Origin of the sequence: Bradyrhizobium sp. LB14.3 (assembly GCF_040547985.1) — a bacterium.
Lineage (GTDB): Bacteria > Pseudomonadota > Alphaproteobacteria > Rhizobiales > Xanthobacteraceae > Bradyrhizobium.
In genome coordinates, this window is record NZ_JBEPQT010000018.1 from 1 (window position 1) to 25452 (window position 25452).

Sequence of the window (25452 nt, forward strand, 5' to 3'; positions counted from 1 at the left end):
CGCCCATTGGGCGTCAGTCAAAACGAATCGGTCCATCCCAAGCTTGAATCACAACCAAGCCCCGATGAGAATCCTGAATCCCAACAGACCCTAGACCACGCCGCCGAAGTCGATGCCTTCCTTGGCAAGCTCCTCAGCTTCCTCGGCGGACGCTGTCGGCTTCGTATCGAGGTAGGGGAGCTCAGACGCCGGCAGAATCGTGCGGATGTTCTGGCCGTCTGTCCGCGTGATGCGAGCAACCCAGCGCTTGGGCCCGTGCTCAAATCGTTCGATATGGTACTGCTTGTACGTAATCATGACTTTCGGACGCAACTGACGCTGACAGGATTTGTTCTATCCAACGTGGCGCCGCCGTACAATTGTTTCCTAAAGTTAGGTTAAGGCCAGCGCACATGGACCGGCGGGCTTCAGGCAAAAAAGCAGCCTCAGGGACAACCCGAGGCCGAAGACACCTTCCCGCATCAGGCCGATACGCCACAAGACCCTAGCGAACGAGCGACGCGCGCCGCGGTTCCTCCCGAGGGCGGCCCCCGCCCGCGAACATGAGAAAACAGGCGGACGGACTTTCGTCATTAACATGCCGAGTGGCGGTGCCGGTCGCCCCTTCGGTGGTTCTGCGCCTCCGCTTCATCAGCGCCTCGCCGACACCATGGTTTGTAATCTTCGAACCGTTCGGAGTGAACCGCACCCAAAAGTGAATGGTTGATGAATGCCCAATTCAGCGACCATTACTCGTAATAGCCATATGGTTGATCGGGGAGTTACACGGAGGACATAGACATGCTTGCAGCTATCGCCGGTGCGGCCCTCGCCCTCCAAATTGGCGTATCCGCTCCCCAGCCGGCCCCGCTCCAACAGGTCCAGTTTCGCGGCAGTCCAGACGGCGGCTGTCCGCACGGATATGACTTCAACTACTCCAACGGCCGCTGCTATCCCAACGCGTACAAGGCGCCCGGCGTCTACGCCAGGCCAATCCCTGACGATCCGCCGCGGGGCTATGGCTACTATCGATCTCAGAGGTATGGCGATCCAAGGTACGCGCCGGGCTATTACCCGCGCTACTAGCGTCGCGTCATTCGTTTCTGGAAATGCAGGGTGCCTACGGCAGCGGCCCGCCAGCCCGTCAACGCGAACCCTCGGCCAAGTGAGCGCGGACATAGTCCCAGATGACTTGCCTGACCTATCTTCAGCTTTCCGGGGCCGAGATTGTAGCCGGCACACTCAAGGGAGCTCCTCCAACCGAAACGGGCCCCATAGATTTCGATTGCGGAGCCATCCGTTTGCGCATCGCTGCGGACAGTCCATAGCGAGCACGCGCTCTTCGAACGGAGGACGTGACGTCCGACATCATGGCATTTTGCAGCGACTCGATCCTCGCAATCAGCGTGGACAGCTGCGAAGATACCTTCTTCACATCGACCCGTTCGTCCGTGATGCTCTGTCGCAGCGAAAACAGCACCATCGAATCCGCCTGCAGCACAGCCGCGTTTTGTTGCAATGCCTGGTTGCTCTCCTGCAGCGAAGCCGTGTGTTGCTGCTGGGTCGACTGAATATCCTTCAAGGCAGCGACAACCGGATCCGGCTTTGGCGCTGAAGCCTCTTGCCGCGGTAGCAGATCAGCCAGGCTGCTCAGATTCAGCGATGGCAAGCCGGACGGCCATGTGTAGATCGCCGCCGCGCCGTTGATGGCGAGGGCACACACCGATAGCGCCATGACCGACGTCCGGCTGGACCGCTTGATCGGTTCTGGAGCGTCCAAGCTTGCGGGTTCGTGTGCCGCGACTGCGGCTGCCAGTGCTGCGGGGTCGAGTTGTTCGACGAGGCCTTGCGTTTCGAAAGTCGCGGTCATTGCATTGACCTCAAATGAGCGAGCAAAAGGATGCCGCCGCCGGAACGTCCTCGCGACGCCTCCTCTACGCAACACCCACGTACAACTGCCTAAAATTGTGGGCTTTTCGGATTAATTCCACGTTAGCGGCCTGGCCGCCGGGCATGCCCGCTCACCCCGGCCGAGTACGGGGTCCATGCGATAGAGTTGCAGGTAGCCCTGCACCCACGTGAGCGCAGGAAAGATCCGGGTTTTTCAGGTCAAGTTCCGGTTCTCCGAAGCGAATGCTTTGCGTCTCGATAATGGAGCAGCCTGCCCGGAACCGCTACAAAGCTACAGACAACTCCCCCGAAAAGTGTAGGATTCGAGAAAATCGGAGGAGCGGCATGTTTGAAATCAACGGTTTCGACACGGCAGGCATCGTCAGTCTCAAGCGGCTATCCCTCGCCGCCGCCCTCAAGAAGGCCCGAGAACTGATCGCGGACGGGTGCCGGGACGTTCAGATCGTTGATCCCGCAGGCCAAATCTACACATCGTTTGAGGAAGAAGCCGCTTAATCGCCCCGCCTTAAGCACTTTTCAGAAAGCACCCGCCCATCCGATCGCGCTTCGCGTGCTCCGGCCGTGGCGGCGATCGACATGAAAAACCCCAGCGCCTGGTGGCTGCGCTGAGGCGTTTTCGAAGTATAAATCGGTAAAGCAATGAGGCCTTCTTAGCAGCGGTCTCGACAACCGCTTGTGAGCTGCTTCACACGGCTCGGCTGAACTTTTCACACCCCCGTGACTATCCGCCTCGGCCGACGTTGGACGAGGCGCTATTGAGCCATCGCTCCGTTGCTTCATCGCTCCAGCCGGGGACCGCGAAGCGCGCGCGAGAATTCACGTCCGAGCGAGGACGATCGGCCGCAGGATGGCGTGTCGCAGGATTGCCCGCACGGGCGTGATGCACCGTTGCGGCGCTTGCAGACGTGCACAGCAGGATCAAGAGGCCCATGGCCAAAACAGAGCGCATCGTATCGGCTCCCATCAAGCACCGCTCGGGTCTATGTGATACGCCAACCGTCCAACCGCAATCCGACGCGGCTTCACAGCCAAGAGATGGAAGCGCGAGCCGACCTCCACTCCCGCGTGCCATGCCGTTGCCAATCAACTCGTTTGGGAGCACGCTGCCCCCCGGCGCGCAGACGCCACTCAGGGAGAAGCATATGAAGGAGCACGGCCTGGATAGTCGCCACCGGGACAAGGATGGCGCGATCAGCAAGAAGCACGGCAACACGCTGGTCGGCACGTTGCGCAAGATCTACGGAAAGGGTTTTGCCGCCGGTTATCCGGATACGACTGAACTCAATGAAGTGTTGCAACAATTGAACGAGACGTCGCTGAGCCAGTTGCGTCGCGATCACGACACCGGGCATCTCGGGCACAAGATCGACCACGTCCCGAAGTGACGGACTTCACTTAGCCAAACTTCAGGTAGTCGAAGCCGGCTCCACCAGCCGCTAGCGACCCTGCGCGGACAGGCCGCGCTGTCGGTCGTCTCACCGAACTTGCCGTTTGAGCCCTCGCCGCCCGAGCGCTAGAATGAGCCTTTTAAGGAGGCTCATTTGAAACAGCTCGTTATCATCGCCGCCATCGCATTCGCCGTGACCGCTCCCGCCCGCTCGCAGGCCCTCGTCGATCCCAACAAGGTTGCTCCCGAATATCGCGAAGCGGCCGAGAAGCGGCGGGCCGAGCAGATGCGGCAGCGCGAGTGCGCGCTAAAGGCAGATCTCGAGAAGGTGCTGCCGAGGGATCGCACCGTCTATCTCAACCATTGCCTGGACACGATAGCCGCCAAGCAATAGCGCCGATATCTCAGCTTGTCGCGACGGGCAGATGATGTTTGGCCGGCCAGGTTTTGCGAACACGGCCAGCACATTCGTGCCGGCTGCGGAAAAACCTGCCGGTGAAGTCCCGGAAGCATTCAAGCTTTCTTCAGACATTTGGGATCACCTGACGATCCATTTCCATCAGTCATTGTCGACCGCGGATGAGTTTCGTCCAGATTCAGTGCACGCGCTGCAAGACCGTATTCCGCGATCGCGCCGGACGGTTGCAGGACGGCTATTCCAGGCAGTGTCCAAGCTGCGAGGTGGTGCTGTTCTTCGCGGAGGACTCGCCGAACCCTCAGGTCAAGCAGGCCATGAAGCGCGCACGCAAGGCCCGCAAGGAGCAGCGCGAAACCGAAATGGCGAGGGCATCCGCGCCGCAGGCCCGTGTCAATTCTTCGCGGTCCCACGCCGGTCGGACGCAGCAGCCGTCGGAGGACGAGGAGTAGCTTACGCCCGCCGGGGCTTCCTCGGAAACAGGCGGTCGCGGATATAGCGCGAGGTCGGCGTCAGGCGGATGCCGCGCGGCTTCTGCCAGGCGGCGCGGTCGAGCTCGTTCTTGTCGCCGATCGCGAGCCTGCCTTTGGTCCCCTTCGCGATGAAGATCGCATCGCTCATCTTGCGGCCGGAGCGCTTGTTCCTGGCTGTCACTTCCTTCCAGAGGCTGATCCGGCCGAGCTTCAGTTTGGGCAGCTCTTCCTTGATCTCCCGCCGCAGGCAGTCCTTGTCGGACTCGCGCGCGCGCTTGCGGCCGCCCGGGAACATCCACAGCCCGTCCGACCGGCGTCTGACCAACAATACCTTGCCGCGCTTGGCGGCTACCAGCTTGGAAGACTTCGCCATTTCCGCCGTAATCGAAAACAGAATCGGACCCATGGTAACTTGTCTAGTCGAATAGACAAGTTCAGCCCGCCGCTTGATCACAGGCCGCTGGACCCTCAGGTCCGACGGGTTACGGCAGGCCGATCGCGCCGTTCGAGGCCCGAGATCAGGCCTCGTCCGCCTTTTGCCCCGCTCTTTCCCCTGCCCCTGCCCCCGCCTCTGCCCGGTCCTCCGTCCTGATCCAGGCCATCATCATCTCCCAGGCCACGGACAGGATGATCGGCCCGATGAACAGGCCGACGATGCCGTGGGCGAGCGTGCCGCCGATCACGCCGACGAAGATCACGATGGTCGGCGTGGTCAGGCCGCGCCCCATGACGAGCGGCTTCAACATGGTGTCGAGGAAGCCGACGAGGACGAGAAACACGGTGAGCAGCAGCGCCGTGGTAACGTCCTTGGCGGTCCAGATCCAGATGATCACCGGCAGCAGCACCAGAAAGGCGCCGATCTGCACGATCGAGAGCAGCAGCACGATGAAGGCGAGCAGGCCTGCGCTCGGCACGGCGGCGAGCTTGAAGCCGATTCCGGCCAGCAGCGCCTGCACGATCGCGACGCCGATCACGCCCTGCGCCACGGCGCGGATGGTGGCGCCCGCGAGCCCCAGGAAATGCTCGCTCTGCTCGGGCACGATGCGAAACAGGAAGCCGCGGCCGGCCGCAACCAGCCGCGGCCCGTGCGGAAACAGGAAGCCGGCCACGAACACCGAGACCAGGAACTGCAGCGTGCCGACGCCGGCGTCTCCCGCGAGTCCAAGCAACGGTCCCGCCAACGGCTGGAGATATGGCGCCACCTCGTGCAGCACCGCGCGGATGTTGTTGTAGGTCTGCTCCCAGAGGTCGAATAGCCAGGGGCCAATGAGCGGCCACGACTTGAGCCGCTCGGGCGCCGACTGAAGCGCGAGGTCGCCGGTGCCGAGCTGGCGCGCCAGCTCGCGCACGCCATCTACTGCGCTGATGCCGAGCCAGGTCGCAGGGCCAATGACGATGCCGAGCGTGATCAGGGTCAGGATCGCCGCTGCGGTCTTGGGCCGGCCGCCGAGGATCTTGGCGACCCAGCTGAAGGCCGGGTAGAACGCGACCGCGAGCACGCCGCTCCAGGCAAGGATCGGCACGAAGGGGCGGATGATCAGGAAGGTCCAGATGATCAACAGGCCGAGCAGGCCGACCCGGATCACGAGCTGGATGATGTCCTCGCCCGTCAGGAGTTGACGGAGACTTTTCACGGGCACGGCTTTCCTTGCGGCATTGACGCGGGTTCCGGCACTTGCTCGGTCCAGCGTTATTGCCAGCCGCGCATCCGGCGTCAAGACGACCGGTCCAGCCCGAGCCTGGCGATTAGGAACGCATCGGGCCATTCGGCATTCCGAGAGCATGGCGCGCCGCCCCAGAGATCCTGTCGCACACACGGGAATTCACCGCGGCATCCACTTTTCGCTGAAGCGAAACGCCGCACCGGGCTATTGGCGCTACGCCTATGCCGTCGGCGACAGGGCCCGCTCCGGGCGAAGGCGGTTTGGCTAACGACGATTAACCGGATTTCGGCCGGCGGGTTTACGCCGATGCAAAGCCGTGCACCTACGCTTTCATTGAGATCCCCCAAACCGCTTTCGGTGCAATGGCCAACAGCATCTGGACGATTGAAGAATTCACCTGCGCGGGTTGCAGCATGAACTACACCGCGACGAGGGAAGAGCACGCCGAAGCGCATTCCGGCAGCTACAAGTGCAGCATCTGTAGCGGCGTGGTGCACACCTGGTCCGGCAAGCATCATTTCTTTGGCTGGGAAGCGGTGAAGACCAAGCCGCCGGTGTTCGGAAGGCGCTGGGCAGACGTGGGGCGGTAGGTTGAAACGACGAACCCGTTGAAGCAGTCGCGTTACGCCACTCAAACGTGTTCCTGGCGGACGCAGCCCGCTACTGCTGTCAACGCTGCCTGCGCGAAGTGCGGCTTCTGCTGCTCCGCCGCAACAGATAAACTCCCCTTCCCCGCAACTGAAGCCGACACGCAATGACCGCAGCTTTCGTTCCCCAGATCGCCCTCTACCGCACCTGGCTCGCCGAGCAGCGCGGCCTCACCTTCGCCAGCTACGAGGACATGCGGCAATGGTCGGTGCGCGATCTCGACGGCTTCTGGCGCAGCATCTGGGACTATTACGATCTGCAATCGCCGACGCCGTTCCAGGCCGTCATCACCGAGCGCAAGATGCCCGGCGCGGTCTGGTTTCCCGGCGCCCAGGTCAACTATGCCCGGCAGGTGTTCCGTCATGTGGACGCGGCCGACGCCGCCGGCCTGCCCGCGATTGTCAGCAGCGGCGAGGACGGCAAGCATAAAGAGACGAGCTGGCCGGAGCTGCGGCGCAAGGCGGCAGCGCTCGCGCTGCATCTGAAAGAAAAAGGCATCAAGCCCGGCGATCGCGTGGCTGCCTACCTGCCCAACATCCCCGAGACCATCATCGCGTTCCTGGCGAGCGCCAGCATCGGCGCGATCTGGAGCGTCTGCGCGCCCGATATGGCGGCCCCCGCCGTGATCGACCGTTTCAAGCAGATCGAGCCGAAAGTGCTGATCGCCTGCGACGCCGTCACCTATGCCGATCGACTGCACGATCGCAAAGACGTCCTCGCCGAGCTGCGGCGATCGCTGCCGACGGTCGAGCACGTCATCCTGCACAGCGAGGCCGTCGCGCCCGCAGCGCCGGACGCCCTGCTCTCCGATATCCTTGCAAGGACAAGTGCGGCGATCGACACGTTCGAACCGGCCTGGCTGCCGTTCGATCATCCGCTCTGGATCGTCTATTCCAGCGGCACCACGGGCCTGCCGAAGCCGATCGTGCACGGCCATGGCGGCATCGTCATCGTGGTGCTGGCGCTGCTGGGACTGCACAACGATCTCGGCTGCTCCTACCACGAGAACTCGTTCGGCGAGCGCTATCACTGGTACAGCTCGACCGGCTGGATCATGTGGAACAGCCAGGTCGGCGGCCTGCTCAATGGCACCACCTGCTGCATCTTCGACGGCAGTCCCGGCGGCGCCAGGGAGAAGCCGGACTGGACCACGCTGTGGCGCTTCGTCGCGCAGTCGAAAGCGACCTTCTTCGGTGCGGGCGCGGCGTTCTTCGCCAACTGCGCCAAGGCGGAAATCGACCTCGCCGCCGGTGATCTGTCGCGATTACGCTGTCTCGGCTCGACCGGTTCTCCGCTCAATGCCGACACGCAAGCCTGGTTCAACAACCGCTTCGCGGCGCTCTCGAGGACCAACGGCAGCAAGGCCCATGCCGATATCTGGTGGGCCAACATCTCCGGCGGCACCGATTTCGCAGGCGCCTTCATTGGCGGCAACCGCGAACTGCCGCAGACGCCGGGCGCGATGCAGTGCCGTCTGCTGGGTGCTGCCGTGGAGGCCTTCAGCGAACAGGGCCGCGCCGTCATCGACGAGGTCGGCGAGCTCGTCTGCACCGAGCCGATGCCGTCGATGCCGCTCTATTTCTGGAACGACAAGGGCGATGTGCGCTATCGCGCGAGCTATTTCGAGACCTATCCGGACAATTTCGACGGCAGCGGCCGCGGGCCGGTGTGGCGGCACGGCGACTGGCTCAAGGTCGACCCGGACGGCTCCTGCATCATCTATGGCCGCAGCGATGCCACCATCAACCGGCATGGCCTGCGCATGGGTACGAGCGAACTCTACTCCGCGATTGAAGCCTTGCCGGAGGTGCTGGACTCGCTCGTCGTCGATCTCGAATATCTCGGCCGCGACAGCTACATGCCGCTGTTCGTCGTACTGCGCGACGGCGTCGCCTTCGACGGCGCGATGCGGGCGAGGATCAACAAGGCGATCGAGGCTGGCCTCTCCCGGCGATTCCTGCCGAACGAAATTTTCGCAGTCGCCGAGATTCCGCGCACGCTCTCGGGCAAGAAGCAGGAGCTGCCGATCAAGAAGCTGCTGCTCGGCCAGCCTGTCGAGAAAGTCATCAACAGGGAGGCGATGGCCAATCCCGCCTGCCTTGACTGGTATCTCGCCTTCGCGCGCGACTATCTGGCGCGGACCGAGGCTTGAGGGGAGATCGGCCCAATTGCGCCGATGCCGTTTGGACTCCGTTCACCGATCGCCGCTAGAGCAGGATGGATCTTCCGCAACGAACGCGCGCCATGGCCGATCTCAACGCCGTCCTCACCAGACTCAACGACCGTCTGCTCCGCCTCGAAGGCGAGCTGTTCGTGCTGCGCTCGCTGGCGCGCGCGACGCTGACGGCGGGCGACGAGCATGCGGCGCGGATGCGCAAGCTGGTCGAGGCCGCAAAGGTCGCGCTTGACGACGAGGCCGCGCGCGCCCTCGACAAGCCGACGCGCAAATATGTCGATGCGGCGACCGCGCTGGTGGAGGAATTGCTGGTCGAGCCGACCACGGCACGGCCGTTGTTCACCGTCATCGACGGCGGCCGGCGCGACTGAGCGCTCAGATCGGATGCGTCGCGCCGAGGTCCGCGGATTCAGCCTTGAGCCGGCTGAGGCCCGCCTCGATGATCACGATCTCATCGTCGATCTGACCGATCGGCACGCTGAAATCGTAGCCGGACCTGCTCTTCAGGTCGACCGCGAGCCGCTGTCTGTGCATCATCAACTGGTCGAGGCCGCGCCGGTTCTTCAGTCGGACATAGACGTCGACGATCTGCTCAATCGCGCTCGGCATGAAATCGGTCCCGGCAAAAAAGCCCGCACGACGCACCACGCCGGCGGGACAATTTCGGTGTCGCGGTACGCAATACAAATCCGCGACGGATTCGTCGATACGCCAGGCTGGTTGAGATCGTATTACCGTCCGATGATTTCGTGATGGCCCAGCACGAAAAAGCCGCTGGCGATCATGCCAGCGGCCAAAGCCGGGTTCGAAAACGGATACGGGTTGAAATTTCGCCAGCTCCGGTCGGTCCATGTTCTATCGGCAAACCGGGGGCCTCTATGTTAAAAATGAAACATAGGAACCGGGATATCCATCACTTGCCGTCCGACCGTGGCGGCGCGGCAACGCTAGTCCGTGATGCAGAAGTATGGACGCGGCAGCCTGCGGTAGGCGCTGTAGCGGTAATACGGCCGGTACGCGTAGCCGCGATGGAGTGCCGGCGGCGCCTCGCCGGTAATAGGGGCCTTGATAGAAATTGGTCACCGGCCCTTCCGCGCAGCGATAGGTGTCCCAGGTCGGGCCGATGAAGGGCGCCACCCCAACCCCAGGCGGGACCGCCGGATAGGGTGGTCCGCCGGCGCGCGCCGGAGTGGTCGCGATCAGCGCCGCGAGAAGGACGAGCCACGCACTTCGCATGCGCTCGCTCCAAGCCGGTGCCAAGCGCGCGCCCATGGAAGCACCGGACCGGCCGGCTCCGCAATCGACGAATTTATCGCGCATCTGGGCCCCGGTGCATTGTTGATAACCGGCGCAAACGCCGCGCGGGTGGTGACAGGACGTCCGGACATGGTATCGGGGGATGACGCAGTTGCGAGACGGATCGGACCCCCATGCGCATTACCCTCGTCGGCTCCCGCCATTTCGGCGTGACCACCCTGAACATGTTCCGGGAGCACGGTGTCTCGATCGTTCGGGTCGTAGTGGCCGACGCGGAGGATCGCCTCGCCGCGACAGCCCGGGCCGCAGGCATCGACGTCGTGGTCCAGGCCGACCCCAAGCTGGTGGTCGCCTCCGAGATCGCCCCCGACACCGATCTGATCGTCACCGCGCACAGCCATGCCCGGATCGGCAAGGACGCGCTCGCCGCGGCGAAGCTGGGCGGGATCGGCTATCATCCCTCGCTGCTGCCGCGCCATCGCGGCAAGGCCGCCGTGGAATGGACTATCAAGGAAGGCGATCCGATCGCCGGCGGCACGATCTATCACCTCGCCGACCGCATGGACGCCGGCGCCATCGCCGCCCAGGAATGGTGCTTCGTCAAGAAGGGCGAGACGGCACGGGAGCTGTGGGAGCGCGCACTTGCCCCGCTCGGGCTCAAATTGCTGGCCGACGTGATCGACTATGCCAAGGTCCACAAGGCGCTGCCGTCCAAGATTCAGGACGAGCAGTTCGCGACCTCGGCGCCAGCTCTTTCCTGAGTCGCTCTCCTAACGTTTACCCTTAACGTGAAGGGGCGTTGATTCTGCTTCGAAAATTGCAGCCGGTAATGCAAATAAACCATTGTTTCCACTGGAACAATTTTCGATTTGGCATTGCAACAAATTTCCGTCACATTTGGTCCCAATAAGCGTCAGTATATCAGACAGATTCAAGGACCAAATTCATGCGTTTTGCTCGCATTGCGGCGTTCTGTGCCGCCTCAGTTATCACCCTCGCCTCGCCCGCTTTCGCCCAGACCCCCTATGACGGCAACTGGCAGGTCACCATCGTCACCAAGAGCGGTTCCTGCGAGCCGACCGCAAGCTCGTTGCTGACGGTTGCCGACGGCAAGATCAGCGCCCCCGGCGCTAACGTTTCCGGCACCATCGGCCGGGAGGGTCTTGTGAAAGTTTCGATCAATGGCGCATATGCCAACGGTCAACTCAGCGGCAACGCCGGATCGGGAAAGTGGAATGGAGCATCTGCAGGCATACCGTGCAGCGGGCGATGGCAAGCATCGCGCCAATAAGCAATTCGGGACCACCGGCCTAAGCCGGCGGCTTCTGGTCGCGGCCGCCGTTTTATTTGCGGCGGGCATTGCGAACTCTGAGAGCAAGGCGCAGTCCGGCCCGTTCGCCCCGCTTGCGGGCAGCTGGAGTGGCTCCGGCACGGTCACCCTGGATGACGGCTCGAGCGAGCGGATTCGCTGCCGGGCCAAATACATCCCGATCGGACCGACGATGGAGATGGCGCTGACCTGTGCCAGCGACGCCTACAAGTTCAACCTCGGCGCCAGCGTCAAGGCTGAAGGCAGCGCCATCGCCGGCAGCTGGTCCGAGGCCAGCCGCAACATCTCGGGCTCGCTTTCGGGTCGCGGCGCCGGAGGAAACTACGAGCTGGTCGCCTCCGCCGCCGGCTTCAACGCCAACATCTCGCTGAAGACGATCGGCAACAAGCAAATCGTCACGATGCGCGCCGACAGCCAGTTCCGCGGCGCCAACATCTCGCTGACGCGCTAAGCCGATACAAGCAAATTACAATCGACCTGGCGACCTCGCCGGGTCGTTTTTTTTATGCGTTCGGCACGAACGCCGTGACCTCGATCTCGACCTTGGCCCGGTCGTCCACGAGACCGCCGATGTAGAGCAAGGTCGAGGGCGGGAAATTGCGCCCCAGCGTTTCCTTCCAGGCCGCGCCGATGCCGGCACCGGCTGCCTCATATTCGCTGCGGCTGGTCAGGTACCAGGTCAGGCGGACGATGTGCTCGGGGCCGGCGCCGGCCTCGCCCAGGAGCTTGATGATCCGCTTCAGCGCGGCCCCGACCTGCGCCGCCATGTCAGGCGCGTAATTGCCGGTCTCGTCGCCGCCGGTCTGCCCGGCCAGCACCACCCAGCGGCCCGGCCCCTCGGCCACGACACCATGGGAAAAGCCGCGCGGTTTTTTCCACTCGGCCGGCTGCAATATCTGCATGAGCGAAGCCCTTCCGTTTTTTGTCCTTGGTCGCTGATGCCTTAGCACGCCGCCGTGCATCGCTGCATCCGCAGATTTGGCCGTTGCAAACGGCGGCGATGTCGCCGATACCGGCCCTCCCTCAGGACCCTCGCCTCCCATACCAGCGCCGATGAACACGACACCGTCCAAAACGATGGCTGCCCTGTGGATGGCCGGCTGGCTGTCGCTGATGCTGGTCATGGCGGTGGCCGGGCGCGAGACCACGCGCGAGCTGAATGTTTTTCAAATCATGGAAGTGCGCTCGGTGATCGGGTTCACGCTCCTCCTGCCGATCATCTACCGGGCCGGAGGCTTCAAGGTGGTCGCGACCAAGCGCCTGCCCCAGCACCTCGCGCGCAACGGGGTCCATTATTTCGCACAGCTCGGCTGGTTCTACGCACTGACGCTGATCGGAATCGGCCAGGTGGTGGCAATTGAATTCACCATGCCGATCTGGACGGCGCTGCTGGCCGCAACTTTCCTGTCCGAACACATGAGCGTCTGGAAGATCGCCGCCATCGCGCTCGGCATCGTCGGCGTCGTCATGATCGTGCGGCCCGCCACGGGCGAGATCAATCCGGGCCAGTTGATCGCGCTGGGGGCCGCGATCGGCTTCAGCATCTCCATGATATTGGCGAAATCGCTGACCCGGACGGAGAGCGCATTGTCGATCCTGTTCTGGATGATTGTGGTGCAGTTTGTCGTGGGCCTGCTGCCGACGCTCTATGTCTGGACCTGGCCGTCGGCCTCCCTGTGGGGATGGCTCTTCGTCATCGGGGTGTGCGGCACTTTTTCGCACTACTGCCTCGCCAGCGCGCTCCGGTACGCAGATGCGACCATCGTGGTGCCGATGGACTTTTTGCGGGTTCCACTCACGGCAGCCGTCGGCTGGCTGCTCTATTCGGAGCGGCTCGATGCCTGGACTGTATTCGGCGCGGCGCTGATCCTGTGCGGTAATCTCCTGAATTTGAAGCCGGCTTCAGCAGTTCCTGCCCGCGCGCAGTGAACCTCGCCCGGCCTCGCGCGACAAAACGAAGTGGGCGTGTGATTTGGATCACGTTGGACGGGCAGTCGCTCATGCAACAGTCCGCCGCCAAGCAACGGGTGACGGTCGTTTTGCTTGCACGGAGCCGGGCGATTTCGTGTAGGTTTGCTGCCAATTTGTTGCTGCCTGCAATTCGATTCTGTTGGGGATTTCAGATGCGCACTCTCACCCTCCTCGCTTCGCTGATGTGCATGGCGTTGTCGGTCAGCGCCGCAAAGGCCGACCGCCGTGTTGCCTTCGTCGTCGGCAACGGCACCTACAAGAACGTCGCGCAATTGCCGAACCCGCCGATCGACGCCAAGGCGATGGCGGCGACGCTGCGCAATGTCGGCTTCGATGTGATCGAAGGTTCAAACCTCACCCGCGACCAGATGACGGAGAAGCTGCTGGACTTCGGCCGCAAGGCGCAGGGCTCCGATGTCGCAGTGTTCTATTATGCCGGTCACGGCATCGCGGTCGGCGGCTCCAACTATCTCCTGCCGGTTGACGCCGACATCAAATCGGAGATGGACGTCAAGCTCGGTGCCGCCATCAACATCGACCTGACGCTGGAGCAGACCATGGGCGACGCCAAGGTCAAGCTGGTCTTCCTCGATGCCTGCCGCGACAATCCGTTCGCTGCCAAGATCAAGTCGAACTCCGCGACCCGCAGCGTCAACGTGCAGAGCGGTCTTGCCGAGATGAAGTCCGGCGAAGGCACACTGATCGCGTTCGCCACCGGCCCGGGCCAGACCGCGCTCGACGGCCAGGAGGGCAACAACAGCCCATTCACCCGTGCGCTGATCGACAACATCACCAAGCCTGGTATCGAGATCCAGCAGGCGATGACGTCGGTGCGCGCCCAGGTCAACGAGGAGACCCACAAGGGTCAGCTGCCCTGGGGCCACACCAATCTGATTGGCGCAGTGTATCTCAACCAGGCGCCCACGACCCAGGTTGCCAATGCGGCACCGACGGCGGCTGGCGTCGTGCCGGCGGCAACCAGCGGCAATTCGGACGGTGTCGAGCTCGAATACTGGCGCTCGGTCAAGGAGAGCAACAAGCCGGAAGAACTCAACGCCTACCTCTCCGCCTACCCAAACGGCCAGTTCAAGGCGCTGGCGCTGGCGCGGCTCGCCGCGATCAAGAGCGGCCCGTCGACGACGACCCGTAACCTGAACGCCGGTGTCGATCCCGCGACCTTCACCGACGACGCCAGCCAGCTGACCGAGGACCAGATCGGCCTCGACAAAGGTCAGCGCCGCGACGTGCAGCGCCGCCTGACGGGGCTCGGCTTCGACATCAAGGTCAGCGGTGCCTTCAGCGACGACACCCGTACGGTGCTCAAGCGCTGGCAGGCGGCACGTGGCTATCCGTCGACCGGCTATCTCAACAAGCTCCAGCACAAGGCCCTGCTCTCCGAGATCGTGGCCGCCACGCCGACAGCGAGCGACGAAAGCGCGAAGCCAGCCCGGCGCGCCAGCGCCCCTGCCCCGAGCGCACCGGCCCAGCATCGCGGCGGCGATCCCGGCGCGGCCTTCGTCGGCGGTGTCGTCGGCGGCATGATGGGCGGCATGTTCCGCCGCTGAGGCGAGGACCAGATCGCAAGCACAAAAGCCCGGTTCGCGCCGGGCTTTTTCGTTGCGAGTCCCTCAGCCAGCTGGCGCCTACTTCCCAGCGGCTTTCCGCAACGCGTCGTTGATGCGGTCTTGCCAGCCGGGTCCACCTGCCTGGAAATGCTCCAGCACGTCCTGATCGATCCGCAGCGTGACCTGCTCCTTGACCCCCGGCGCTACGTTCTGCTTCGGCGGCGCCACTGCGACCTTGGTCGTCACCTTCTTGAACGCCGCCTCGGCCTCGGTCCTGGCATCGCCGAGCGTGCGCGGCCGCCTCGGTGGTTGATCAGCCATGTCCTAGATTCCCTCAAACAGTGCCGTCGAAAGATACCGCTCGGAGAAGGACGGCACTATAGCCAGGATGGTTTTTCCCGCAGCTTCCGGCCGCTTGCCGATCTGTAGCGCAGCCGCAATGGCAGCGCCGGAGGAGATGCCGCCAGGAATACCCTCATGCCGCGCCAGCGCGCGGGAGGCCTCGATCGCCGTCGTCGAGTTGATCTTGACGATCTCGTCGATCACAGAACGGTCGAGGATGTCGGGGACGAAGCCGGCGCCGATACCCTGGATCTTGTGCGGCGTGTGCTGGCCGCCCGACAGTACCGGACTTTCCTCGGGCTCGACCGCGACCACCCGCAGCGAGGGCTTGCGCGGCTTGAGCACCTGGCCGACGCCGGTGATGGTGCCGCCGGTGCCGACGCCAGCGACGAAGAAATCGAGATTGCCGCCGGTGTCGTTCCATATCTCCTCCGCGGTGGTACGGCGATGCACCTCGGGATTGGCGAGATTCTTGAACTGCTGCGGCATCACCGAATTCGGCGTCGTCTTCAACAGCTCTTCGGCCGTCGCGATCGCGCCCTTCATGCCCTGCGCCGCCGGTGTCAGCACGAGCTCAGCGCCGAGAAAGGCCAGCATCTTGCGCCGTTCGATCGACATCGACTCCGGCATGACCAGCTTGAGCCTGTAGCCGCGCGACGCCGCGACGAAGGCCAGCGCGATGCCGGTATTGCCGGAGGTCGGCTCGATCAGCACGGTGTCGGACTTGACGATGCCGGCCTTCTCCATGGCAATGATCATGGCCGCGCCGATGCGGTCCTTCACGCTGGCGGCCGGATTGAAGTATTCAAGTTTTGCCAAAATGGTCGCGTTGACGCCGTGCATGGCCGGCAGCCGTCGCAGGCGAACGACCGGCGTGTCGCCAAAAGCATCGACGATCGAGTCGTAGATCCGGCCGCGGCCGGGTTGGTGCGCTGCACCCGTGCTGGACGATGCGTCCATGATGAACTCCGTGTGACGACAATTTGCGCTTCTGTCGCGTCTCTTGCGCAGTTACAGACAGCCTGCGACGACAGGCAAGCGACATTGCGGCAATATGTTAAATACGCTGCATCGCAAAATCGCGTGAGCTTTAATTATCAGAAAACCAACGCATTTGTGTTGCGACCTCGTCAACTGATTCTGCTTATGTTAGACTTACGTCTCGAAGCAGGAAGGTCACCACGATGTCAGCAGTCGCTGAAGTGTTGTCGACCGTCACACACCACCGCTATCCGCGTTGTAGCGCGTTGCCTACCTGTCCCGTCTGCGCCGACTCCATGGTCGCAGCCGAAGCTTCAGCATATGTGTCGGACCACGTGATCAGCTATCTCTGGACCTGCGACAATTGCGGCTATGGCTTCGTGACCAAGCACGCCGTCAAGCAACATTTCGTGTGCAACTGACCCTGTGCAGTCGAGCTAGCGCGGGGCGATGTCGCCCCTCGCCCAGTCCTCGCACGTACGCTGATAGAACTCCTCGAACGTTCCCCGTGCGACCGCGTCCCTGATGCCCTGCATCAGGAACTGGTAATAAGCGACATTGATCTCGGACAGCAGCATCGCACCCAGCGTCTCGCCCGACTTGACGAGGTGGTGCAAATAGGCGCGCGCGTAGGTGCGAGCCGACGGCCACGAGCTCTCTTCGTCGAGCGGACGCGGATCGTCGGCGTGGCGGGCGTTGCGCAAATTCACCTGGCCGAAGCGTGTGAACGCAACGCCATGCCGGCCATTGCGCGTCGGCATCACGCAATCGAACATGTCGATACCGCGCTTGACCGCCTGGAGCATGTCGTCCGGCGTACCGACGCCCATCAGATAGCGCGGCCGCTCCCTCGGCAGCAGCGGCGCGGTCTCGTCGATCATCGCCAGCATCACGGCCTGCGGCTCGCCGACGGCGAGGCCGCCGATCGCATAGCCGTGGAAACCGATCTCGATGAGGCCCTGCGCACTGGCATGGCGAAGCTGCGGTATATCGCCGCCCTGCACGATGCCGAACAGCATGTAGCCCTCGGGCGCGCTCTCGAAGGCGCGCTTGCTCCGCTCGGCCCAGCGCAGCGACAATTGCATCGCGCGGTCGATGTCGGCGCGCTCGGCCGGCAGCCGCACGCATTCGTCCATCTGCATGGCGATGTCGGAGCCGAGCAAACGCTGCACCTCGATCGAGCGCTCCGGCGACAACTCGACCTTGGCGCCATCGATATGCGAACGGAATGTGACGGCGTGCTCGCTGACCTTGCGCAAATCCGCCAGCGACATCACCTGGAAGCCGCCTGAATCCGTCAGCATCGGGCCGTTCCAGCCGGTGAATGTCTGCAGGCCGCCCAGCGCCGCGATCCGCTCCGCGCCGGGACGCAGCATCAGATGATAGGTGTTGCCGAGCACGATGTCGGCACCGGCCTCACGCACCTCGCGCCAGTGCATGCCCTTCATCGCGCCGGCGGTGCCGACCGGCATGAACGCGGGCGTGCGCACCACACCGTGCGGCGTGGTCAGGCGCCCGGTGCGCGCGGCGCCATCGGTGGCGAGCAGTTCGAAATGATTGGGCAAACCGGTGTCAGGACGATTCATGAGGGTGCTTATTGCGTGTCGGAGCAGGCCGATCAACCCGCTCAAGCGTTGCTTGCGCCGGCTTGTGCATCAGACTGGGACAGAACGGACACGGATATTTGCACCCGCTTCCCTTGTTAAACAAAACGATACAGTGTAGTTTTATCTGGGGTTGGACGAGCTGCCGCGGCGATGTTGCCGGCGGCGGTAGATGCGTGATCGCCAGCCACCGACAATGCCCTTTCCTTCAAGTTCGAGTGAGATGTCCGGCCGTTCGCATGGCTGGACGAGGCAGACAGGCGCCCGCCTGATCGGATTCCTGACGTGCAGCCTGGCGCTCGGCGCCTGCACCTCCCTGCCCCGCACGCCCTATACCGCCGCTGAAGCCAGCACCTCGCGGGTGCTCGATATCGACGGCCTCCGGCGCTACGCCGACGAACCCATCGCGAAATTCAGCTTCGAGAAGGACACCGGCACCGCGACGAAGTCCTACCTGGCTCTGTCAGGCGGCGGCGCCGATGGCGCCTATGGCGTCGGCGTGCTCAACGGCTGGACCGCGGCCAGAACCCGTCCCGCCTTCTCGGTCGTCTCGGGTGTGAGCACCGGCGGCCTGATTGCGCCCTTTGCGTATCTCGGCTCGCAATATGACGAGACGCTGAAGGAGGTCTACACCAGCGGTATCGCGGAGAGCCTGTTGAGCGATCCCAGCATCATGCGCGTGCTGTTCGGATCCGGGCTGTTCGGCAACACGCGGCTGCGCGAGCTCGTCGCACGCTATGTCGGGCCGGAGATCATGGCGCAGGTCGCGCGCGAAAACGCCAAGGGCCGCAGGCTGCTGATCGTGACGACCGATCTCGACACCCAGCGCACCGCCATCTGGGATATGGGCAAGATCGCAGCGGTCGGCACGCCCGAAGCGCTAAAGCTGTTTCGCGACGTGATGGCGGCCTCCGCCAGCATACCGCTGGTGTTTCCGCCGATCATGATCGACGCCGAAGGCCAGGGCCGCAGGTTTCAGGAGATGCATGTCGACGGCGGCGTGACGGCCCCGGTGCTGACGCTGCCGGAAGCCCTGCTTTTCCAGGGCAGTCGCCTGCCCGGCACTGCGAAGATGGACATCTACATCCTCGTCAACAAGAAGATCGAACGCAACTTCGAGCTCGTCTTCAACAGCACCATCGACGTCGCCTCACGCAGCCTGTCGTCGATCACCCAGTCCCAGACCCGTTCGATCATCTTCTCGACCTATGATTTCGCCAAGCGCAACCGCCTGGGTTTCCATCTCTCCTACATCGCGCGCGACTATCCCGCGCCGGTCTCGGAAGGGTTCGACACCGCCTATATGCGGGCGCTGTATCAGTACGGATATGAGAAGGCGGCGGCTGGCCAGGCTTGGACTTCGACGCTTCCGTGAGGCCCTCACGGAGGAACGAGGTCTTACCGAGACCGTTGACGATACGACCAATTCGGCCAGATTGGCGATGACGCCCCGGCTGCTGCGCGCTATAGAGCAATGATCGATGTCAGGAACGCGCAGGAATCATCGGGCATGGGATTGACTGCGACCAAGACAAGACCGGCAGCGCCCCGGCGCGAGGTGCCGAAATCACGTGGCGGCCGGCCGACCAAAAGTGCAGCGATCGAGCGGGATCAACGGCTGATCGAGGTCGCCACCCGCCTGTTCCTGGATCGCGGCTTTGACGCGACCTCGCTCGATGCGGTCGCGGAAGCAGCACGCGTCAGCAAACCCACGGTTTATTCCCGTTACGGCGACAAGCGCGGACTGTTCGCGGCCGTGCTGAGGCGCGAAATCGCGCGCTGGCTTGCGCCGCTGTCGGCAGCCGCCGAAACGCAGATCAGCAGCGCCTCGGACATTTCGGTCGAGCAGCGGCTGGTCGCGATCGGGCGCGAGATGCTGACATTCACCTGCGGTCCCGACGCCGTCGCCTTCAGCCGCATGATGACGTCACAGGCCATCAACTTTCCCGATGTCGCCAAGCTCGGCAAAGAGGAAGGCTGGCTCAAGGCCGTCGCCACGACGGCGCGCTTCTTCGACCATCTGATGGCGCAAAGTGCGCTCGACGTGGACGACACCACCATCGCGGCCGAGGTGTTCCTCGACGTCGTCGTCGGTCACAATCATCGCCTGGCGACGTTTGGAACGCCGCCGGAGATGAAGGTCGCGGAAAAACGAATGCGCGCTGCGATCAAGCTGTTTTTGGCCGGTGCGCTCGGACCGGCGGACCGCGTCCAGAGCGCCGCCAAGAGCACGCAGCGGCGGCGTCCGTCCCGCTGACAATTCCGTGGGGTTGCGATCTTTTCCGAGTGGACCTGCGCCCGCGCCGTTGACCAAAACAAAACGATACGGTATGGTTTAATTATAGGCCGATGCGGATCGCTTTTTCACCAGCCCCAAAGAGATCCGCACCGCTTCGATCGCCGCGGCGGGTACAGCCCATCACGACGCTCAGCGGCCGACCGATGCCCAAGGTCGGCCGCAAATTCTTTACGATCATCCGGCACACTCGCTGGCCGAGGGTTTCGAGCATGACGACAGCCCAACCATGGACCTCGGGATTGCTTGCGATCGCCCTGTCCGCACTCCTCCTCGCAGCGCCGGCGCGGGCGATCGTGAGCACGGGCACGCCGACCGCGCTTCACAGCGACACAGATGGTGACACCGAGGCCGATCGCCAAGCGGTCAGCCGCGAAATCGAGCGCTTCCGCAGCTCGTCGATCTCGATCAGCCAGGCCATGGCGATTGCGGAATCCCGCCACGCCGGTGCCACCACGGCGGATGTGAGTTTCGACGGAGCCTCCGGTGTGCCGGTCTACCGGGTGAAGACCCTGCACAACGACCGGATCTGGCGCCACACCATCAATGCCGCGACAGGCGAACTCGTCGGCGGGGAAGCTGCCCTCCCCCTTGCCGAGCTTGATCTCGACGACCGCAGCAACCTCGCAGCGCTCGGTGCCATCAAGCACCGCCTTGCGGATGCCGTGCACGTCGCCGAACGCGCGGCCTCCGGCAAGGCGATCAGCGGCGGGCTGGTGCGCGAAGGCGGCCGGCTGAATTTCGCGATCGTCGTCATCAGTGGCGACAACCTCAAGGAGGTCATCCTCGAACCTCCGGGCGCCCGGACGAGATAGCGACGGCGCCAATCCCGCCGAAAAGCCATTGACGGCCGCAAGACTCTCCCCCATAAGTCGCCGCCATGTTCACGACCACCAAACGCACGACTAAAACCACCACGGCCTTCGGGGCCCGGGGAGGCGTGCGCGTGTAGTCGTCGACTAGAACGCAATCCACTCTACCGAAGCCCCGCCCTCGTTGGTCCGGGGCTTTTTTGTTGTCTAAATTCTCAATTCAATGGAGGACAAAGTGAGTAACGATCCCGTCGTCGCGATTGTCGGCGTCACCGGTGCGGTGGGCGCCGAATTCATCGCCACCATGGACAAGCGCGGCTTTCGCGTCGGCAAGCTCAAGGCGCTCGCGAGCGCCCGCTCGGCCGGCAAGACGGTGTCGTTTCGCGGGCAAAAAATCGTTATCGAGGAGCTGACCGAGCGCGCCTTCGAAGGCGTCGACATCGCGCTGTTTTCCGCCGGCGGCAGCATTTCCAAGACGTACGCACCGATCGCGGTCAAGGCGGGCGCCGTCGTGGTCGACAACTCCTCCGCCTTCCGCATGGACCCGAACGTGCCGCTGGTGATTCCGGAGGTCAACGGCAACCGCATCCGCGACCACAAGGGCATCATCGCCAACCCGAACTGTGCCGCAATCACCGCGCTGGTGCCGCTGTGGCCGATCCACCAAAGCAACCGCATCAAGCGCGTGATCATCTCGACCTACCAGGCGGCAAGCGGCGCCGGTGCCGCCGCGATGGAGGAGCTCGTCGAGTCCACCCGCGCCAATCTCAATGGGCAGGCCTACGCGCCCAAGGTGATGCCGCATCCCTACGCCTTCAACCTCTTCAACCACAACACGGCGATCGATCCTGACACCGGCTACAACGACGAAGAGACCAAGGTCATCAAGGAAACCCGCAAGATCTTCGAGGACGACAAGATCGCGATCGGCGTCACCTGCGTGCGCGTGCCGGTGCTGCGGGCTCATTGCGAGGCCATCACCTTCGAATGCGAGAAGCCGATCAGCGAAGACCAGGTCCGCGCCATCATGGCGCAGGCGCCCGGCGTCAAGGTGGTCGACGACCGCGTGAAGAACTACTTCCCGATGCCGATCGACGCCTCGGGCCAGGACGACGTCCTGGTCGGCCGGATCCGCAAGGATCTCAGCGACGCTAGCGGGCATTCGATCTCGATGTTCGTGGCGGCGGATCAGCTGCTCAAGGGTGCCGCGTTGAACGCGGTGCAGATCGCGGAGCTGTTGCCGCAGCGGGTGATGGCGTAACGGGTACGTCGGGTGGGCACGGCGCTACGCGCCTTTGCCCACCTTACGGCTCTGCCCGAAACAACAAACACGCATCGCCATACGAATAGAACCGGTAACCGTGCGCGATGGCATGCGCATAGGCCTGCTGCATCGCCTCAAGCCCCGAAAATGCCGACACCAGCATAAACAGCGTCGACTTCGGCAGATGGAAATTGGTCAGCATGATATCGACGGCGCGGAAGCGATAGCCGGGGGTGATGAAGATCGACGTCTCGGCGGCGAATGGCTGAATGGCGCCATCCGCGCTCGCTGCGCTTTCGAGCAGCCGCAATGACGTGGTGCCGACCGCGACGATACGGCCGCCATTGCTCCGCGCGGTGTTGAGCTTTTCCGCCGTCTCGGCCGAGATCGTGCCCCACTCGGCATGCATCTTGTGGCCTTCGGTGTCGTCCACCTTCACCGGCAGGAACGTCCCTGCTCCGACATGCAGCGTGACGCGGTTGATGTCGACGCCGCGCGCGTGCAGCGCCTGCTCCAGCGCCGGCGTGAAATGCAGGCCTGCTGTCGGCGCGGCAACGGCGCCTTCATTCGCCGCGAACATAGTCTGGTAGTCGGCGAAGTCCTGATCATCCGGCGTGCGTTTGGAGGCGATGTAGGGCGGCAGCGGCGGGCTGCCGAGATCGGCGATGGCTTGATCCAGTATCGGGCCGTGGAACGAGAATGACAGCGTCACCTCACCCTCAGTGCCCTTGGCCTCGACCTCGGCGTCGAGATGGCCGAGCAGGCAGACCTTGCCCTCATTGCCGAAGCGGATGCGGTCGCCGGGGGTGAGTTTCTTGGCGGGCTTCACCAGTGCCTGCCAGCGCGAACCGTCGACGCGCTTGATCAGCGTCGCCTCGATCTTCGGCTCGGTCTCGCGACCGATGCGGCGGCCCTTCAATTGCGCCGCGATCACCTTGGTGTCGTTGACGACCAGCTGGTCGCCCGGCTTCAGCCATTGCGGCAGGTCGGCGATGACACGGTCGCGCAGCGTGCCGTGATCGACAACCAGCATCTTCGCGGAGTCGCGCGGGCTCGCCGGGCGCAATGCGATGCGCTCGGCGGGCAGGTCGAAATCGAAGAGATCGGTCCGCATGTCGGGTTCAGCGCCACATGGTCACTCCTCATCCTGAGGAGCGCGGAACGCGCGTCTCGAAGGATGAAGGCCCGCTGCTCGAGCTCGGCCTTCATGGTTCGCGACGGCGCTGCGCGCCTCCTCACCATGAGGATCGAGCGGCTACGCCGCGTCAGCCGCCATCCGCGCCTTGACGATCTTGTCGGGGTTCTGCACGGGCTCGCCGCGCTTGATCTTGTCGACGTTATCCATGCCCTCGGTGACCTTGCCCCACACCGTGTACTGGTTGTCGAGGAAGCGGGCGTCGTCGAACACGATGAAGAACTGGCTGTCCCCGGAATCGGGGCTCGCTGCACGGGCCATCGAGGTGACGCCGCGCACATGCGGCTCCTTGCTGAACTCGGCCTTCAGCTTCTGGCCGGAGCCGCCGGTGCCGGTGCCCTGCGGGCAGCCGGTCTGCGCCATGAAGCCGTCGATCACGCGATGGAACACGATGCCATCGTAGAAGCCTTCGCGCACGAGCTCCTTGATGCGCGCGACGTGGCCGGGCGCCAGATCAGGCCGCATCTCGATGGTGACGGGGCCCTGGGTAGTCTCGAGGATCAGGGTGTTTTCGGTGGCACTCATGCTCGTCTCTCTTGGGTTGAGGGTGAAGTCTTCCGGTTGCGAAACTGGATCGCGAATGGACGCCCCGCAGCGGCGCCGGCCATCGCATCGGTAAATGGCATCGGCGTGCAGCGTTGCAATGCCTCCATCACCGCGACCCGGTATTGCAGCCGGTCATCGTCGGAGGCCTCCGCGGATTCATAGGTAATCCTCGGATGGCCCAGAATGTTTCCAGCCCGGTTAAAGCTCACGACGACGGTGATGTCGATGGGACGGGCCCTGGCGGCAGGCGGCGGCTTCCAGCAGGTGCGCAGATGCCGGAAGATGTCCTGGATGGTGTTGACCTGCGTGTCCCCGGCGGCCGCTCCGGAGACGCCGAGCAGCAGAACCGCGGCAACCAGCAGGAGCTTGCCAGCGCAGCGCGCCATCGTCTCTCCTACTTGATGTCGGAAGCGACCTGCACCTTCACCATCTTGTCGGGGTCGGTGACGGTGCCGCCGCTTGATCCGGGAGGCGCCTTCTTCAGCTTGTCGACGACGTCCATGCCCTGCACGACCTCGCCGATCACGGTGTACTGGTTGTCGAGGCTGCCGCCGTCCGCAAACATGATGAAGAATTGCGAGTTGGCAGTGTCGACGCTGTCGCCGCGCCGCGCCATCCCGACGATGCCGCGGGCAAAATGCACCTTGGAGAATTCCTGTTTCAGATTCGGATATTTCGAGCCGCCGGTGCCGTTGAATTTCTCGCCGTCGCCGGTCTGCGCCATGAAGCCGTCCATGACGCGGTGGAACGGCACGTTGTTGTAATAGCCCTCGCGCGCGAGCTGCTTGATGCGCTCGGCGTGCTGGGGCGCCAGATCCGTCCGCAGCTTGATGACGATGCGGCCCTTGGTGGTGTCGATGACGACGGCGTTGGCCTTGTCGAGGCCCGCCGGCAAGGCTTGCGCGAAGGCCGGCGCCGCGAACAGAACCGCGGCAAGAACTGCGAGAATTCGGATCATGATAACTCCGGATCAGAGATGAGAGAGGAAACGCGCCGTTATCAGGCGAATTTTGCCTTGAGCTGTGCCGCAACCAGCGGCGGGACGAAGGCCGAGACGTCCCCGCCCATGGCGGCGATCTGGCGCACCAAAGTGGCGGTGATCGGGCGGACCATGGGAGAGGCCGGCAGGAAGACCGTATGCACCTCGGGCGCCATGGCCCCGTTCATGCCGGCGAGCTGCATCTCGTAGTCGAGGTCGGTGCCGTCGCGCAGGCCCCGAATCATGATGGTCGCACCGTGCTTGCGCGCCGAGACCACCGACAGATCGTCAAACGTCACAGCCTCGAGCACGCAGCCGGCCTGGGCCGCCACCGGCCCGCAGACGTCATGCAGCATCTTTAGCCGCTCCTCGGTCGAGAACAGCGGCTTCTTGCCGGGATGCACCCCGATCGCGACAACGAGCCTGTCGCACAGCGACACGCTGTGCCGGACCACGTCCAGATGGCCGTTGGTGATGGGGTCGAAGGAACCTGGGTAGAAGGCAATGCGCGGCATGGCCACGTCCTACCGCGCCCGGCCCGGGCCGGCAAGCCAGGCGGGTTCCCTGGCCATTTCCTGCCCATTTTCCGCAAAATGTCCCTCCGGCCATGTCGACGATGGCCGGTTTGTTTCGTCCGGAGGGCGGCCACGAAACCAA

Annotated in this window: 33 protein-coding genes; 19 read left to right on the forward strand and 14 right to left on the reverse strand. The window is 63.7% G+C overall.

All coding sequences use genetic code 11. The annotated features are described in order from the left end of the window. Both ABIB00_RS26960 and ABIB00_RS26965 read left to right on the forward strand, forming a co-directional pair. Positions 1–381: hypothetical protein (locus ABIB00_RS26960; protein ID WP_354106455.1), on the forward strand; the 381-nt coding region annotated here is incomplete at its 5' end. Between the two features lie 399 nt (positions 382–780). Then, entirely contained in the window at positions 781–1065 is a 285-nt protein-coding gene (locus tag ABIB00_RS26965; protein WP_247343342.1) for a hypothetical protein, read from the forward strand. A 121-nt stretch (positions 1066–1186) separates the two neighbouring features. On the opposite strand, the gene ABIB00_RS26970 is transcribed toward ABIB00_RS26965, so the two are convergent. After that, positions 1187–1849, reverse strand: coding sequence for a hypothetical protein (locus ABIB00_RS26970; protein WP_354106456.1), 663 nt, complete (start codon positions 1847–1849; stop codon positions 1187–1189). Positions 1850–2214: 365 nt separating this feature from the next. Here ABIB00_RS26970 and ABIB00_RS26975 point away from each other — a divergent pair, with 365 nt between their 5' ends. The 4 genes from ABIB00_RS26975 (at position 2215) to ABIB00_RS26990 (ending at position 4144) form a co-directional block, all read left to right on the forward strand. Then, positions 2215–2385, forward strand: coding sequence for a hypothetical protein (locus ABIB00_RS26975; protein ID WP_354106457.1), 171 nt, complete (start codon positions 2215–2217; stop codon positions 2383–2385). Between the two features lie 647 nt (positions 2386–3032). Further along, on the forward strand, positions 3033–3275 hold the full coding sequence (locus ABIB00_RS26980) for a hypothetical protein (RefSeq protein ID WP_247343353.1): 243 nt from the start codon (positions 3033–3035) through the stop codon (positions 3273–3275). A 156-nt stretch (positions 3276–3431) separates the two neighbouring features. Further along, positions 3432–3671, forward strand: a complete 240-nt coding sequence (locus ABIB00_RS26985) for a hypothetical protein (RefSeq protein WP_354106458.1) — start codon at positions 3432–3434, stop codon at positions 3669–3671. A gap of 185 nt (positions 3672–3856) precedes the next feature. After that, positions 3857–4144, forward strand: coding sequence for an OapC/ArvC family zinc-ribbon domain-containing protein (locus tag ABIB00_RS26990; protein WP_247447225.1), 288 nt, complete (start codon positions 3857–3859; stop codon positions 4142–4144). Position 4145: 1 nt separating this feature from the next. Here the strand turns inward: ABIB00_RS26990 and ABIB00_RS26995 are convergent, their stop codons facing one another. Both ABIB00_RS26995 and ABIB00_RS27000 read right to left on the reverse strand, forming a co-directional pair. Continuing rightward, positions 4146–4538 carry an NUDIX hydrolase gene (locus ABIB00_RS26995; protein WP_354106459.1) on the reverse strand — a complete coding sequence of 131 codons (393 nt, stop codon included), beginning with the start codon at positions 4536–4538 and terminating at the stop codon, positions 4146–4148. A 145-nt stretch (positions 4539–4683) separates the two neighbouring features. Next, positions 4684–5799, reverse strand: a complete 1116-nt coding sequence (locus ABIB00_RS27000; RefSeq protein WP_354047857.1) for an AI-2E family transporter — start codon at positions 5797–5799, stop codon at positions 4684–4686. A 392-nt stretch (positions 5800–6191) separates the two neighbouring features. Between ABIB00_RS27000 and ABIB00_RS27005 the strand changes: the two genes are divergently transcribed. The 3 genes from ABIB00_RS27005 to ABIB00_RS27015 all read left to right on the forward strand — a co-directional run bounded on the left by ABIB00_RS27005 (position 6192) and on the right by ABIB00_RS27015 (position 9024). Next, positions 6192–6419, forward strand: coding sequence for a hypothetical protein (locus ABIB00_RS27005; RefSeq protein WP_247343368.1), 228 nt, complete (start codon positions 6192–6194; stop codon positions 6417–6419). A 164-nt stretch (positions 6420–6583) separates the two neighbouring features. Next, a complete protein-coding gene (locus ABIB00_RS27010) occupies positions 6584–8629 on the forward strand; it encodes an acetoacetate--CoA ligase (RefSeq protein WP_354106460.1) in 2046 nt (681 codons plus the stop codon). Between the two features lie 92 nt (positions 8630–8721). Next, the gene (locus tag ABIB00_RS27015; protein WP_247447221.1) at positions 8722–9024 is read left to right on the forward strand and encodes a hypothetical protein; all 303 of its coding nucleotides are present in this window, start codon (positions 8722–8724) and stop codon (positions 9022–9024) included. A gap of 4 nt (positions 9025–9028) precedes the next feature. On the opposite strand, the gene ABIB00_RS27020 is transcribed toward ABIB00_RS27015, so the two are convergent. Then, complete coding sequence (locus ABIB00_RS27020; RefSeq protein WP_354106461.1) at positions 9029–9262, reverse strand: hypothetical protein; 234 nt, start codon at positions 9260–9262, stop codon at positions 9029–9031. A gap of 821 nt (positions 9263–10083) precedes the next feature. Between ABIB00_RS27020 and ABIB00_RS27025 the strand changes: the two genes are divergently transcribed. The 3 genes from ABIB00_RS27025 to ABIB00_RS27035 all read left to right on the forward strand — a co-directional run bounded on the left by ABIB00_RS27025 (position 10084) and on the right by ABIB00_RS27035 (position 11691). Beyond that, the gene (locus tag ABIB00_RS27025) at positions 10084–10671 is read left to right on the forward strand and encodes a formyltransferase family protein (RefSeq protein ID WP_354106462.1); all 588 of its coding nucleotides are present in this window, start codon (positions 10084–10086) and stop codon (positions 10669–10671) included. Positions 10672–10856: 185 nt separating this feature from the next. Beyond that, positions 10857–11201 (forward strand): hypothetical protein, encoded by a 345-nt coding sequence (locus ABIB00_RS27030; protein WP_354106463.1) that lies wholly within the window; start codon positions 10857–10859, stop codon positions 11199–11201. Continuing rightward, the gene (locus ABIB00_RS27035; RefSeq protein WP_354106464.1) at positions 11146–11691 is read left to right on the forward strand and encodes a hypothetical protein; all 546 of its coding nucleotides are present in this window, start codon (positions 11146–11148) and stop codon (positions 11689–11691) included. The genes ABIB00_RS27030 and ABIB00_RS27035 overlap by 56 nt, the downstream gene beginning before the upstream one ends. 52 nt (positions 11692–11743) lie before the next feature. On the opposite strand, the gene ABIB00_RS27040 is transcribed toward ABIB00_RS27035, so the two are convergent. After that, complete coding sequence (locus ABIB00_RS27040; protein ID WP_354047867.1) at positions 11744–12142, reverse strand: RidA family protein; 399 nt, start codon at positions 12140–12142, stop codon at positions 11744–11746. 151 nt (positions 12143–12293) lie between these two features. On the opposite strand from ABIB00_RS27040, the gene ABIB00_RS27045 reads away from it, so the two are divergent. Together ABIB00_RS27045 and ABIB00_RS27050 are read left to right on the forward strand one after the other, a co-directional pair. Then, positions 12294–13169: a DMT family transporter gene (locus ABIB00_RS27045; RefSeq protein ID WP_354106465.1), complete on the forward strand. Its 876-nt coding sequence runs from the start codon at positions 12294–12296 to the stop codon at positions 13167–13169. A 194-nt stretch (positions 13170–13363) separates the two neighbouring features. Beyond that, entirely contained in the window at positions 13364–14776 is a 1413-nt protein-coding gene (locus ABIB00_RS27050) for a caspase family protein (protein ID WP_354106466.1), read from the forward strand. Positions 14777–14854: 78 nt separating this feature from the next. Here the strand turns inward: ABIB00_RS27050 and ABIB00_RS27055 are convergent, their stop codons facing one another. Both ABIB00_RS27055 and cysK read right to left on the reverse strand, forming a co-directional pair. Further along, entirely contained in the window at positions 14855–15097 is a 243-nt protein-coding gene (locus tag ABIB00_RS27055; protein ID WP_354106467.1) for a BrnA antitoxin family protein, read from the reverse strand. A 3-nt stretch (positions 15098–15100) separates the two neighbouring features. Then, positions 15101–16078 (reverse strand): cysteine synthase A, encoded by a 978-nt coding sequence (gene cysK / locus ABIB00_RS27060; RefSeq protein ID WP_354106468.1) that lies wholly within the window; start codon positions 16076–16078, stop codon positions 15101–15103. A 224-nt stretch (positions 16079–16302) separates the two neighbouring features. Here cysK and ABIB00_RS27065 point away from each other — a divergent pair, with 224 nt between their 5' ends. After that, positions 16303–16521, forward strand: coding sequence for a hypothetical protein (locus ABIB00_RS27065; RefSeq protein ID WP_354047873.1), 219 nt, complete (start codon positions 16303–16305; stop codon positions 16519–16521). A gap of 15 nt (positions 16522–16536) precedes the next feature. Here the strand turns inward: ABIB00_RS27065 and tgt are convergent, their stop codons facing one another. Next, on the reverse strand, positions 16537–17685 hold the full coding sequence (gene tgt, locus ABIB00_RS27070) for a tRNA guanosine(34) transglycosylase Tgt (RefSeq protein ID WP_354106469.1): 1149 nt from the start codon (positions 17683–17685) through the stop codon (positions 16537–16539). A 241-nt stretch (positions 17686–17926) separates the two neighbouring features. Between tgt and ABIB00_RS27075 the strand changes: the two genes are divergently transcribed. Together ABIB00_RS27075 and ABIB00_RS27080 are read left to right on the forward strand one after the other, a co-directional pair. Continuing rightward, complete coding sequence (locus tag ABIB00_RS27075) at positions 17927–19078, forward strand: patatin-like phospholipase family protein (protein ID WP_354106470.1); 1152 nt, start codon at positions 17927–17929, stop codon at positions 19076–19078. Positions 19079–19213: 135 nt separating this feature from the next. Continuing rightward, a complete protein-coding gene (locus tag ABIB00_RS27080) occupies positions 19214–19960 on the forward strand; it encodes a TetR/AcrR family transcriptional regulator (protein WP_354047879.1) in 747 nt (248 codons plus the stop codon). Between the two features lie 82 nt (positions 19961–20042). Here ABIB00_RS27080 and ABIB00_RS27085 read toward each other — a convergent pair whose 3' ends face one another. Beyond that, a complete protein-coding gene (locus tag ABIB00_RS27085; RefSeq protein ID WP_354106471.1) occupies positions 20043–20213 on the reverse strand; it encodes a hypothetical protein in 171 nt (56 codons plus the stop codon). Between ABIB00_RS27085 and ABIB00_RS27090 the strand changes: the two genes are divergently transcribed. After that, positions 20212–20814 carry a PepSY domain-containing protein gene (locus tag ABIB00_RS27090; RefSeq protein WP_354106472.1) on the forward strand — a complete coding sequence of 201 codons (603 nt, stop codon included), beginning with the start codon at positions 20212–20214 and terminating at the stop codon, positions 20812–20814. The genes ABIB00_RS27085 and ABIB00_RS27090 overlap by 2 nt on opposite strands. Before the next feature lie 220 nt (positions 20815–21034). Next, positions 21035–22072, forward strand: coding sequence for an aspartate-semialdehyde dehydrogenase (locus tag ABIB00_RS27095; protein ID WP_354106473.1), 1038 nt, complete (start codon positions 21035–21037; stop codon positions 22070–22072). Positions 22073–22115: 43 nt separating this feature from the next. Here ABIB00_RS27095 and queA read toward each other — a convergent pair whose 3' ends face one another. The 5 genes from queA to coaD all read right to left on the reverse strand — a co-directional run bounded on the left by queA (position 22116) and on the right by coaD (position 25310). Beyond that, positions 22116–23189: a tRNA preQ1(34) S-adenosylmethionine ribosyltransferase-isomerase QueA gene (gene queA, locus ABIB00_RS27100; RefSeq protein ID WP_354106474.1), complete on the reverse strand. Its 1074-nt coding sequence runs from the start codon at positions 23187–23189 to the stop codon at positions 22116–22118. A gap of 141 nt (positions 23190–23330) precedes the next feature. Next, positions 23331–23795, reverse strand: a complete 465-nt coding sequence (locus ABIB00_RS27105) for a peptidylprolyl isomerase (protein WP_354047887.1) — start codon at positions 23793–23795, stop codon at positions 23331–23333. Next, a complete protein-coding gene (locus ABIB00_RS27110; protein WP_247446640.1) occupies positions 23792–24202 on the reverse strand; it encodes a UCP034077 family protein in 411 nt (136 codons plus the stop codon). The genes ABIB00_RS27105 and ABIB00_RS27110 overlap by 4 nt, the downstream gene beginning before the upstream one ends. Positions 24203–24210: 8 nt before the next feature. Then, positions 24211–24774 carry a peptidylprolyl isomerase gene (locus ABIB00_RS27115; protein WP_247343435.1) on the reverse strand — a complete coding sequence of 188 codons (564 nt, stop codon included), beginning with the start codon at positions 24772–24774 and terminating at the stop codon, positions 24211–24213. 41 nt (positions 24775–24815) lie between these two features. Beyond that, on the reverse strand, positions 24816–25310 hold the full coding sequence (gene coaD, locus ABIB00_RS27120; RefSeq protein WP_354106475.1) for a pantetheine-phosphate adenylyltransferase: 495 nt from the start codon (positions 25308–25310) through the stop codon (positions 24816–24818). Between the last annotated feature and the right edge of the window lie 142 nt (positions 25311–25452).